The following is a 13,252-nucleotide window of genomic DNA, read 5'->3' on the forward strand; positions in this document are numbered from 1 at the left end:
TTTCATTTTTTCCAGCTATAAAAATATCTCCTGTTGTAGAATAGAGACTACAACAGGAGATATTTTTTTCTAGCTTATAAACTACTTTACAAGCCCTTATACTTTGTAAGATTAGTTAAATAAAACTTTCCATCATCTTTTCTTACTGCCCTATAAACCCAAATATGATTAACTTCTTCTTCAGTATTGTTAGAATAAATCATTTTGTGTCTTTCTTTAACAGTTACATCATAGTCACTTCCATCTATTGAAACTGATCTTAAATCTATTATTTCATAATCAATAAGTTCTTCTTTAGTACCTTTACTTCCTAGATTTTCTACCAATTTTAACTGCATTTCTTCAAGCTTACTATTTGATAGAATATATGGTTTTACATATCTATAATCTTTATTATTAATAGAATTCACTAATTCTACTAAGTAATTAACAACCAATTCTTTCAACTCATATTCAGTAAAACTATGACTACCTTCTTCGTATTCCTTATCAATATCTAAATAGTAGCTATTTTCAGTTTCTGCAACATCCATCTTCATACTTTTTATATATCCTTTTGGAGCTTTAACCTTCGATTGTATACTAATAGATCCATCTAAAGCTATAGGTCCAAATTTGCCTATATCTTTGACAAGAAGCCCAGTATCTTTATCATTTACATAAAGCTTTGCTTCATCATTATTTGAATAAACATTTATATATCCTGCATTTAACTTCACATCTTGTTCTATTTCTTTATCAGTATCATTATATAAATAAGCCTCTTCTTCATTTTCTACCTTACTGTATTTATCACTATATACTGCCTTTATCTTATATAGTCCCGGTACATTAAGATTATATTTTAAAGTAGAATCTTTATCAGTTTTTCCAATATCTTTTCCATCCAAGTATACCTTAACATTTGGAATATTAGAGTTTATAACTAACTGCTGTGGTTTAATATAAATTACATATTTATCGTAGAATATTTTCTCTTTGCCATCTTTCATTAAATAGATATTTCTCTTAATATTTTTATCAGTATAATCATTAAGATTTCTACCTACATCTAAATGATTTAATAACTTTACTATCTTTGAAATTTCATCTTTAGCTAGTTCCTTTGAATGATTTTCGATTCTTATACGATCCTTTAAATATTCTACGTCTCCTTTAACAATAGCATTTTCTAACTTTGACAATGGTTCATCAGCATTTACATTTTCTTTAAATAGTCTAGTCCCTATAAAAGCAAAAAATAATACTATAATAATTATTCCTATAGATAGTTCAAGTTTCCTACTCATAGGCTTCAACCTCCTGAGTAGATTTTTCCTTACCTATGAGACTACCTGAAAAAGTTGCTACAAAAGAAAAAGCAAATGATTTTATAAAAGTACCTATAACCTTAAATCCTACAAATATACCTTCATAATTTCTCCCAATTATATTTGAAACCGAGCCACTAACCTGAACCTTAATATTAGATACTAATACAAAGGCTATCATAAATAAAGAATAGCTTATTGAAAAATATAGTATATCTTTAACCAAATTACCTTTACTACTCTTCTTCATTTTTATCCCTATAGCAAAGAACAACATAAAAGATATTATTAGTCCTACATATATTAAACCCATGCCTGTACTATCAAATATCTGTCTTAATTCTTCTGTATTTATCACAGAGAAACTTTGAAGCATATTTCCATCATTAACATGAAAAGTATTAAAGTTTAATATGTACCATATATATGATGGCATTTGTAATGTAAGGATTTTATCAACAAATCCTGAATATGTATCTATCATAGTTCTATTTATGAAAAGTAAAAAAAGAGTAAAAGAAACTATATATCCAGTAAATAAAGTTAAAAGTCCATTAAACAAATACTTATATCTTTCGATAATTTCATTTTTTCTTCTAAATTTAATATATATCCCATACCCAATAAGGTAAAATAATATCGAAAGTATGAATCCATTTAATATAGCTGTTAAGAAAGAATACTTTTTAACTAAATTAAGATCAAAAATTCCTAAAGGAATATCAAACTTTCCACTTCCAAACATAGTTAATATTCCAAGTATCAATCCATAAAATAAACTGATAAGTAAACTATTCTTAATACAAAACTCTTTACTATTCTTACAATCTTTCCTTGCATTAAGTATTCCTATTATGCAGAATACAAAGAAAGGAATTATAGCTAAAATCAAAACTCCCCCTTGATATGATAGCTCACCACTTACTCCTTTACCTACACCACTAATTAATTTTAATTTGATGAAATTTGATATAAGAGTAAAATCAATAAAGTTTATGTAATCTAGACTAAAGAAAGGTCCTATTTCTCTTACTATCGCATCATCTATAGTTTTGTTTCCAAGTAATGATATAATAATGTTTATAATAAGTATTATTGCAAAAGATATACCAGAAGTTTTAAGTGAGTATAATAAGCTTGTTTTTTCTAATGTTACATTAGGAATTTTGTTAATGCTTTTTTTCTCTTTTACTTCAAATAAAGATTGTCCACAACTGTTACAATATAAATCACTCTTTTCTGTTTTTGATCCACAATCTTTACAAAACTTAGTCTCTTTTTTTGAAAGTCTTACATTTAATTTCTTACCACGTAATGCTATACCATCTTTTGAACAGTAATTTGAATAATCATCATTACTTTGTCCACATCTATGACAAAACATAAAATACTCTCCTTTAACTTATTTTAGCTCCACAACAACCACAAAAGTTTGAATCTGAAACAATCTTCTCTTCACATTTAGAACAACTTATCATTTCAATTGTTTCATTTTCTTCTTTAGAGTCCAGTTTCATTCCACAACCTTTACAGAACTTATCTTGATGGCTAAGCTTCTCTCCACAATCACAAATGATAACTGATTTTTCACTTTTAGTCTTTTCATCAATTACTTTTAAAATAGAGTATATAGATTTATCCACATTAGTAATATCAGCTACTGTATTTTCAAGCTCAGTATCTTTTAATTCATTCTCTCTCATTTTCTTATAAGCTAATTCTCCTAAAGAATATATAAGATTAAGTCTTTCATCTTCATATTCAGATAACTTTAGCTTTAATGACATAACTTCTTGTGAAGTCTGTATCTTTTCTTTTCCCTCCTTTAACTCTTTTTGAAAAGTAGAAATCCCTTTGTGAAACTTTTCTTTAAAATCGTTCATAATTTCACATCCTTTCTTATTCTCCTAAAATATGTTATATATTCTGTATTTTTATATAAATACCTCTATATTATGTTGATTTTATTAATGAATATACAGTCTAAAATAATTAAAAGAAAGAGATTGATTGATATGTGTTTGAGAAAATAGATTTATCCATATTATATAAAACAAAGAATCCAACTCATAAGAAAGAGTTAATATCAAGTTTTATTTAATGTTTTCTTGGTGACAAATCCTTTTATTTTTATATCTTTTATCTATAACTTTGGTTTTAAAAACATAATAAATATCCACAAGCTAATGAACTGAACTCTGTTTATTAGCTTGTGGTTTTCTTTATACAATTAAAAAATGAGATAGGAATATATTCCTATCTCATTTTACTTTTCTAAAGTCTATAATTATGCTACTATTGTGCTACTGTGAAGTTTATTGTATATTCTTTAGTAGTTGTTCCATCTTCTGCAGTTACCACTATTTTTGTTGCTCCTGGTAAACCTGTCGCATCTTTTACTTCTACTGTCGCTTTTGTATCTGTTGTTGTAGCTGTTACTGCTGGAACAGCTGTTGTTCCTGAAGCTAACTCAACATTATATACATCTTTATCTGAAGCAAATTCAGCTATCAGTTCTCCACCAACTTTTATTTCACTTAATGTTGCATCGTTACTTTTTGCTTGTTCTGCTACTGTGAAGTTTATTGTATATTCTTTAGTAGTTGTTCCATCTTCTGCAGTTACTACTATTTTTGTTGCTCCTGGTAAACCTGTCGCATCTTTTACTTCTACTGTCGCTTTTGTATCTGTTGTTGTAGCTGTTACTGCTGGAACAGCTGTTGTTCCTGAAGCTAACTCAACATTATATACATCTTTATCTGAAGCAAATTCAGCTATCAGTTCTCCATCAACTTTTATTTCACTTAATGTTGCATCGTTACTTTTTGCTTGTTCTGCTACTATCACTTTAAACGCTACTTTAGCAGATCCACCTTTTCCGTCTTTTGCAATTACTTCTATATTAGCTTCTCCAGCTTTTATTCCTTTTACAGTTACTTTGCTTCCTTCTACTTTTTCAACTATAGCAACTTCGCTATCTTTTGAATTAGCTTCGTAAGTTAAACCGTCAACATTTTCGAAAGCTGATTTTACATCAACTTCAACTGATTCATTAACTTTTACGTTTTGACTTTCTATTTTACCAGCATCTAAATCGTATCCTATTTCAGCTTTAACAACATATTTAATGAATCTTGAGCTATTTCCATCAAAGAATATTGTTACATTATCACCTTCTTTTAATTCTCTTAGTGATATTTGATCTAATTTATCATTATATACTTTACCTTTTGAATCTAATTCATATTTATCATTTAAAAGTTTACTTGTTACTTTTTCAACTTTAACTACTTCTCTCTTCATTTCAGTAATATTTGTGATTTCTTTACTCTTATCTCCAATTTCTACTTCTATACCTTTTACTCTAGATATCTCTTCTTGACCGCCAGCTTTTGCAACAACATTAGTACTTGCTAAATAGCTTTCTTCTCTTCCATCGATTTCTAAAGTAATTTCATATTTGTCGCCTGATTTAAGTTTTCTGATTCCTGTAACTATACCTTGTTGTTTTTCTTGTTTACTATCAGCATCAGTTTTATCTACAAAGATAGCTACTGCTCTAGATTCTTTGTCAGAGTATGACATACCTGATAATATTTTAGTAAATTCTTTTTTAGCTTCTTTTAATGTATATACTTTATATTCTTTGTGATCTTGATCATCTGCTACAGTACTATTAGCAACGAATATCAATGTACTGTCTTGTAATTTGCTTCCATTAACATATTTATCATCTAATTTAACTTCTGATTTAATAGTATCTGAAGTTCCTGCTTTTTCTATTTTTGTTACATCTCCACGATCATCAATACTTAATTTAAGTATATCATTTGTGTTTACATCTGCCCAACCTTCAAACTTTTCAACTACTTTTTTTGCTACATTATGTTTAACTATTTTTCCTTCTGAAGTTAACACATCTAGTGCATATTCATCACCATATCTTCCTGAAGGCGTTTTATTAACCTTAGCTACTAAAGCATATGAGCTAACAGCAGTTTCTCCTGTTTCTCCTACTACTAAAACTACGTTACCTTTAAAATCTAATACTACTTTTACTTTACTACCTTCATCTTTCATGCTTCCTAAAATATCTGAAGTTAATTCTCCTAAGTCTTTTCCATCTAAGTATTTAGCATTATCTCTAGACTTATAAGTTTCTCCACCTAATTTAAATTCTACTTTATCATAAACTCTTTCAATTTTTCCTTCTTTAACATTATCGCTTGTTAATACTACAGCATACTTAGCTTTTAAGTTGTAAAGAACCACATCTCCTTCTTTTAGACTACCAGATGATATTTCTTTACCACCTTTCACTAAAGTGAAATCTTTTAAATCTAGTTCGTCATCATCATAACTAAATATAACATTTTTGTTTACGTCTTCAACAACAATATCATCTTCAAGATTATAAGCATCTACATATTTTACGTCTCCATCGCTATCTAGAAGTACTCTTGCATAATCTACTCCTTTTTTAAGCGTAGTTAAGTCTGATGTATTTCCATCTATTTTGATGTCAGCATTTTTTGCTAAATCATAATCTTTTTCTTCTCCAACAAGTCTAATATCATATCTGCTATCTTTAGCTTCTTTAATTGCATCATACTTAGCATTGTCTTCTATATTATAGATATGAACAAGATCATCCTTATCATACCATACAGTTATTTTAGATTGATTAGCTCCTGCAAAGTCAAAATCTTTGTTAACTTTTAATGTTTTTGTTGCAACGTCGCCATCCTTGTCTTTATATTCAATAGTTATTCTATTTCTATCTTTGTCTACTTTTGAAACTGTACCTTTTAATTTAGTAAATCCTAATTTTTCATAAAGATATTTTGCTTCTGTTCCTTTTGTACCTGATTTAACCCACTCAGGTTGATTGTTTCCAAAAGTAACTTGAATCATTTCAGGGATTTTTAATGCATTATCTAATAATAATGCAACTAATCCTCTTGAAGCTGGTTGACCAAAGCTTCCTTTAACTCCGTCAAGTAATCCTTCTTCAGCAGCTACTGCAAGATATCCATATGGGAATCCACCTTTAGCTACTGCTGCTGGTTCGTATCCTAAAGCTCTTAATACTAAAGTAACTGCTTGCTCATAAGTAATTTGAGCTTCTGGAGCAAATTGTCCATTTCCTACACCATAAACTATTCCATTTTTTGAAGCTATGTTGATGTATCCGCTTGCCCAATGGTTAGCTGGAACATCTGCAAATGAAGTAGGGCCTTTTGCTGCTTCAGCAGCGCTACCTAATCCTTTAACTCTTACCACTGCTGTTGAGAACTCAGCTCTTGTGATAGTGTTATTTGGTCTGTATTCGCCATTTCCATATCCTCCTAGGACACCTAATGACACTAATTTTTCAACTGCTTTTTCATATTCTGTACCAACAACATCGTTTGGTGCTGCTGCAAATACAGAAGTAAAGCTTGTAAGTACTAGTGATAGTGCTATTACTAGAGATAAAATTTTCTTCATGTTTTTTGTAACCCCCTTGTATTTTTACTTTTTTTTAATTTTCTTATATTGGAGGAATTATGTACATTTGGACAGGCCGATATTCCTCCCGAAACAGCCCATCAGTTAAAAACAGGGATTAAAGGTAATCCCTGAATTATATACCTTATTATAACATGTCTATATTTGGTAGTCAACTTATAAATATGGTTTTTTAGAAATATAGGTATGATTAACTATTTTATTCTAAATTTCCTTTATTTTATAAATTTCTACCTCATATCAACATTATATAACAAATTTTAACCAGTGATATTACAGTTATGTTACAATGATAATATTTTTTGTATTTATCGACTTTTTTTGACAGTCCACGACAAAAAAAGATGCACTTTTTATATGCATCTTTTGATTTTTTATATTCTTCTTTTATGTTTTTAACACCCAGCTTTTTGTTTTGAAGCTTTTATGAATTCTCTAAATAATGGATGACTTCTAGTTGGTCTTGATTTAAATTCTGGATGGAACTGTGCAGCTACAAACCATGGATGATCTTTTATTTCCACTATTTCTACTAGCCTTTCATCTGGTGATACTCCACTTATTATTAGTCCATGTTCTAATGCCTTGTCCCTAAATTCATTGTTAAATTCATATCTATGCCTATGTCTTTCATATACTAGTTTTTCTCCATATGCTTCATATGCTTTTGAACCTTCTAATAATTTACACGGATATAATCCTAGTCTCATAGTTCCACCAATATCAACTACATCTTTTTGTTCTGGCATAAGGTCTATTACTGGATAAGGAGTCTCTGGATTCAACTCAGAACTATGAGATTTTTTTAAATCCATTATGTTTCTCGCAAATTCTACTACTGCCATTTGCATACCAAGACATATTCCTAAGAACGGCACTTTATTTTCTCTAGCATATTGTATTGCTAATATTTTTCCTTCTACTCCTCTATCTCCGAATCCACCTGGTACTAATATTCCATCAACGTGTTTCAATACTTCTTTATAATTATTTTCTTCTAACTTTTCTGAATGTACCCAATCTATATTTACATCTACTTCATTAGCTATACCCGCATGTTTTAGGGATTCTGCTACCGATATATATGCATCTTTTAATTCTACATATTTACCAACTAGTGCTATTCTTACTTTTCCTTTTGGATTTTTAACTTTTTCTATCATTTCCATCCATTCTTTTAAGTCTGGATCTTTTGCACAATTTAATTGTAAGTGTTTTATAGCTAGGTCTGGAAGTCCTTCTTCTTCCATTAATATAGGTACATCATATATAGTATCTGCATCTAAATTTTGAATAACATTAGAAACATCAAGATCACAGAATAGAGCTATTTTTTCTTTCATCTCTTCTGATATTGGATATTCTGTTCTACATACTAGCACATCTGGACGAATACCTATACTTCTAAGTTCTTTTACACTATGTTGGGTTGGCTTTGTTTTTAATTCTCCAGCTTTAGCTAGATATGGTATTAATGTGACATGAATATACATTACATTTTCTTTACCTACATCATATTTTATTTGTCTTATTGCTTCTAAAAAAGGTAAGCTTTCTATGTCTCCTACTGTACCACCTATTTCTGTTATAACTACATCTACTTCTTTTTCCTTTGAAACTCTAAATACTCTGTCTTTTATTTCATTTGTTATATGAGGTATGACTTGGACTGTCCTCCCTAGGTAATCACCTTTTCTTTCTTTATTTAGTACCGACCAATAAATTTTTCCTGTTGTAACATTGCTGTACTTACCTAGATTTATATCTATGAATCTTTCATAATGTCCTAAGTCTAAATCTGTTTCTGCTCCGTCGTCAGTTACAAACACTTCCCCATGTTGATATGGACTCATAGTCCCTGGGTCTACATTTATATAGGGATCAAATTTTTGGATTGTTACTTTTAGTCCTCTACTTTTTAGTAGTTGTCCTAATGAAGCTGCTGTTATACCCTTACCTAATGATGAAACTACACCACCTGTTATGAAGATATACTTGGTTGCAGACATGGATCGGCCTCCTTTATTTTCTATACTAAATTAAATATATAAATAAAGTATTATTTCACAGTTACACAACTATAGCATTGTATCTCACTCTAAATAATATGTCAATGAACTAACTATTCTATAAATTTTTTCCATATAAAGAACATAAAAAAGCATCCTTTAATTTAAAGGATGCTTTTTTTATCTTATCTAATTATACCTTCTCTATAATCATATTTTAGGTCTTCTTGTATATGTTTTATCATTCTGTTTATAAAAGCTGCTGCTTCTGCTCTTGTCATAACCTCGTTTGGATATATATAGCCTTCTGGTGTACCTTTTGCAAGTCCTATTTGATTTGCAACATATACTGATTTTTTAGCCCAAACAGGTATATTATAGTCATCTTTAAATGGTGTTTTAAAGTTGTAGTTTGGAGCTAATCTTTCTAATCCTAAAGATCTTATACCTATAGCTATAACTTCAGCTCTAGTTATTTTACCATCAGGTAGGAATCTGTTATCTCCTACTCCATACATTATTCCTCTATCTTTTATAGCTTTTATATAGTCATAGTCTGGAGATTTTTTACTTACATCTACAAACAGGTCTTGTTTGTCATCTTTTTTCTTTGTAGCTTTTCTTGTACTTCCTTCTTTTTCATCTTTTAAATCCATTGATTTTACTAACCATTTTGCGAATTCTGATCTTTTAGTAGGTAGATTAGGTCCAAAATATTGTTTTGTTTCATCTATAGCTTGTATACCTACTAATTTCTTAATGTCCCATTCTCCCCAATGTCCTTTTATATCTTGGTATCTAGGTATAAACATTTTTTGTTGAGTAGGTACAGTTTCGTAATATTCTTTACCGTCTCCTCTATTTCTATAAGTATCATGTAACTTACCTGAACTAGTAAAGTGGGGTAAATCATATGAATATTTTAATATAGTTTCATCTCTTTCTGTAAGTGTATATGCACCATCAAAACTAGATTGGTTCGGTATATTGTCTGAATAGTCCATTCTCTTTGTTCTGTTAAAAGAAACATCCATGTCTGCACTTCCATACCATGATACAGCATCTTTTCCTGTTCCTCTTGTATAGCTTATATCATGACGAACTTTTTGAGTTTCAGTTCCACCCCAGTAGTGATCATATCCATATATATTTCCTGTTAGTCCAACTGTTACGAGACCTTCAGTTTTATTGATATTGTAAGTCTTTTTGCCTTGCCAGTTCCCTTGTGAGAAGGTCACTATTGGTAAGTTATCGTCTAATGTAGAGTTATGAAACTGATAGTCTTGTAGTTCATATTTTGTTTTGTTACTTCCTTCAGTTACGTCTATTGTCTCTTTATATTTCTTCATATTATTTACTTCTACTACTTGTCTATTATCTGCTGATGGATTTAGTTGTCTTTCAAGGTCTAAGCTTCTGGTTAGCTTTATAGTTCTATCTTCATTGTATAGTTGATACTTATATGTTATTGACTTATCTTTTATTTTTGTTTCTATCTCGCCTTGTAATAGAGTAGGCTTTCCTGTTATATATATCATTTCTTTATATAGCTTACTCTTACTAAAGTCGCTTTCATTCTTGTGTATGCCACCTTCAAATCCAGCACTTCCTCTTTGGGCATAGCCCGTAAGAGGAAGTGTTATTATTATAGCTGTCATAATCAATGCTACTAATCTTTTCACGTTATCAGCTCCTTTTTTGGATATAAAGGATTATCTACAAATAATAATATATCCTTTGTTATTTCTTCTCATTACGTAAATATTATCTTTCGTAGATATTTGGCTCATATCTACAGGTTTACCGTTTTTGATAAATATTCCATCTTCTATATCTAATGTTATACTTGATGAATTATTTATCTTCCATGTTTGTGTTAAGTTACTCCAATCTTTTATATCTTTAATTGTGATAGTTTCGTTGTCTAAGTTTATATTTCCAATATTAGCTGTAGTTATAGCGTCTGCTTCTGAATTTGGATTTACTATATTAATAGCTAATGCAACTCCGTCTCTTACTACAGTGTATACATATTCGTTATAGTATTCATTGTATTTATTTGAACTGTGTAATCCACTGTCTAAGAAATCTTTAACTGATATTTTCTTTGGTGATGCTTCTCTAACATCTAGAATTTGAGTATCGTCAGTTATCTTAACGTAACTACGTCTAGAGCTATCTTTTTCTATACCGTCTACTATAGTAGGTCTATAAAGTTCTAGTTCACGATTAAGAACTTCTTCTATTCTACCTCTATATACCACTAACTCTGTTGTTGGCTTAGTTACTCCTTCTACTGTTATAACTGAAGCTACATTACTTCCATGAGTTACTACTGATATACTATCTCCTTGTTTTAAGTTGTATGGACTTATTAGTCTACCATCTTTTAATATGATTGTACTATCGTCAAAGTAAACATCGCTATAGTCTACTCTTATTCTTCTATCTCCATATGTTATATTATCTATTGAATTAAAGTAAGTTCTTTCATATCCATTTTTCAATATAACTCTTGATCCTTCTTCTTTACTAAAGTTATTTTCACTAAGGATATATACTTCTACCCCTACATAATTTTTAAGTTGTTGTTTAGTTATTGCTTTTCCTTCTCTAAATACTTCTAAGTTATATTTTAATGGCAATAACTTTTGACTTGATTCATTAGTCCATTTACCTTGTTTATATACTGAAGGACTTCTAAGGACTATTTCATTTTTATCAACATTATAGTGTGATATTTCACCTTTATATATATTTGATATTTGTTTTGTATTTTCTGTTAATATATATATCTTAATAGGAGTATTTCCTTGATATTCGTCAAAATCAAGTTTTATTATATCTCCTTCTTTTAGCCCATCTATTCCTACATTCACATTGTTTTTAAGGATTGGAGTATAAGATGGTACTGTATATTTAATTTGTTTATTTTCACTTATTACTGTTACTTCACCATATCGTTTGTCTACATATAGTACTGTTCCTCTTTCTACTCTTTCTCCAGGATGAATATATCCATCATCTCCTGTATCAAGATATCCATCTATTCCTACTACTTTTCCATTTAAAAGTTTCAATGTGACTTCTTGCCCATATATTAAGTTACTTAGGTTAGATCCTTGTCCATTTATTTTCACATCTACTTCTTTTATAATGTTATAGTTATGGATTCTTCCATAGTAGTCTTTTACAGATATAGTGTAATTATTTTGATCTACATTTTCTATTACTCCTTTTACCGATGCATTTTTATCCCAAAGAGCTTCTACGAATACTACTTTTCCTTCATTATTAATGTAGTATTTTATGTCGTCATAAGTATTTATACTTTCAGGTAATACCAATTGTCTATTTTTATATCCTATGAACCCACCGTTATATTTTGCATTTGATGAACTTTTAACTGATATCTCAGTTGCTGTATTGTCGTCATTTTTTATACTAAAGTGTCTTTTTTGTATATACGATCCTTCTATATACTCTGACATAGGTACTACATTATCAACTGTTCCTACTTTTATAATGTATCCTTGTTCTTTTAGTATATCTTCATGAATATTGTCCATTAGCTTAGCCATTTCTGATCTTTTAAGAGGTGATTTTGGATTGAATCTTCCTTTGTCATCGCCACTCATTATTCCTTTTTGTACTACTGCTTCTATAACTGGTATATATCCCGTGTTTATACTTTTCCAGTCTACAAAGTTAAATACCATTTGTTGATTTCTACCATCTGTATTTTCAAGTTTTGCAGCTCTGGCTATCCATACTGCTACTTGCTCTCTACTAATAGACTTTTTCCATGTATACTCTCTTTGTATTTTTTGATTTAATTGTTTTTTAATTTCATCTAACTGTTTTTTTCCTAGATTCTTATTAGCCTTATATGTTTCTAATCTTTTTGATGCTTCTCTTTCTATTTCTTTCTTTTGTCCTTCTGTAAGTTCAACTATTTTTGCTTCTTCTTCTTTAGTTATTATTCCACTTTTAGAAGCTACTTTCAGATGTCCATTAAACCAGTAATATCCCGCATCTAGTATCTGATATCCTCCTGTATCTCCTTTTTTTATTGTACCTTGTCCAATTCTTTGTCCTTCTCCTTCAAGTCCAAGAAGGCGAACTATCAAGGTCAAGGCTTCTTCTTTTGTTAGAATACCTTCTGGATTAAATCTACCTTGACCCATTCCTTTTATAACTGATAAAGCACTCATTTTATATACTGAATCTCTCGACCAATGATTCTTTACGTCATAAAAGTTAATGTTATTATAGAGTTCTTTATACTCTCTTATTCCTTCATATGAGTTCGCCGTAGCAATACTTACTCCTTGTATAGGACTTGATAGAGATGTTATTAAAATAGATGCAGTTACTAAAGCTGTCGTTATCTTACTTTTTAATTTTCCCAATCTCAACACC

The 13,252-nt window shown here is 29.7% G+C and carries 7 protein-coding genes; all 7 read right to left on the reverse strand.

The features are described 5' to 3' along the window. Positions 1-86: 86 nt before the first annotated feature. A complete protein-coding gene (locus tag CLPU_RS02920) occupies positions 87-1,289 on the reverse strand; it encodes a TcaA 3rd/4th domain-containing protein (RefSeq protein WP_050354143.1) in 1,203 nt (400 codons plus the stop codon). Then, on the reverse strand, positions 1,282-2,694 hold the full coding sequence (locus CLPU_RS02925; RefSeq protein ID WP_050354144.1) for a zinc ribbon domain-containing protein: 1,413 nt from the start codon (positions 2,692-2,694) through the stop codon (positions 1,282-1,284). Before CLPU_RS02925 ends, CLPU_RS02920 begins: the two co-directional genes overlap by 8 nt. Before the next feature lie 13 nt (positions 2,695-2,707). Further along, on the reverse strand, positions 2,708-3,193 hold the full coding sequence (locus CLPU_RS02930; RefSeq protein WP_050354145.1) for a zinc ribbon domain-containing protein: 486 nt from the start codon (positions 3,191-3,193) through the stop codon (positions 2,708-2,710). A gap of 412 nt (positions 3,194-3,605) precedes the next feature. After that, positions 3,606-6,800 (reverse strand): S-layer homology domain-containing protein, encoded by a 3,195-nt coding sequence (locus CLPU_RS02935; RefSeq protein ID WP_050354146.1) that lies wholly within the window; start codon positions 6,798-6,800, stop codon positions 3,606-3,608. A 416-nt stretch (positions 6,801-7,216) separates the two neighbouring features. Further along, positions 7,217-8,830, reverse strand: a complete 1,614-nt coding sequence (locus tag CLPU_RS02940) for a CTP synthase (RefSeq protein WP_050354147.1) — start codon at positions 8,828-8,830, stop codon at positions 7,217-7,219. 185 nt (positions 8,831-9,015) lie between these two features. Further along, on the reverse strand, positions 9,016-10,512 hold the full coding sequence (locus CLPU_RS02945; RefSeq protein WP_050354148.1) for an S-layer homology domain-containing protein: 1,497 nt from the start codon (positions 10,510-10,512) through the stop codon (positions 9,016-9,018). A 30-nt stretch (positions 10,513-10,542) separates the two neighbouring features. After that, positions 10,543-13,242, reverse strand: a complete 2,700-nt coding sequence (locus CLPU_RS02950; RefSeq protein WP_050354149.1) for an S-layer homology domain-containing protein — start codon at positions 13,240-13,242, stop codon at positions 10,543-10,545. Between the last annotated feature and the right edge of the window lie 10 nt (positions 13,243-13,252).

This window comes from Gottschalkia purinilytica (assembly GCF_001190785.1).
GTDB lineage: Bacteria > Bacillota > Clostridia > Tissierellales > Gottschalkiaceae > Gottschalkia_A > Gottschalkia_A purinilytica.

Coding starts and splice junctions, on each gene's coding strand:
- CLPU_RS02920 (WP_050354143.1), bottom strand. CDS start 1,289: ATGAGTAGGAAACTTGAACTATCTATAGGAATAATTATTATAGTATTA.
- CLPU_RS02925 (WP_050354144.1), bottom strand. CDS start 2,694: ATGTTTTGTCATAGATGTGGACAAAGTAATGATGATTATTCAAATTAC.
- CLPU_RS02930 (WP_050354145.1), bottom strand. CDS start 3,193: ATGAACGATTTTAAAGAAAAGTTTCACAAAGGGATTTCTACTTTTCAA.
- CLPU_RS02935 (WP_050354146.1), bottom strand. CDS start 6,800: ATGAAGAAAATTTTATCTCTAGTAATAGCACTATCACTAGTACTTACA.
- CLPU_RS02940 (WP_050354147.1), bottom strand. CDS start 8,830: ATGTCTGCAACCAAGTATATCTTCATAACAGGTGGTGTAGTTTCATCA.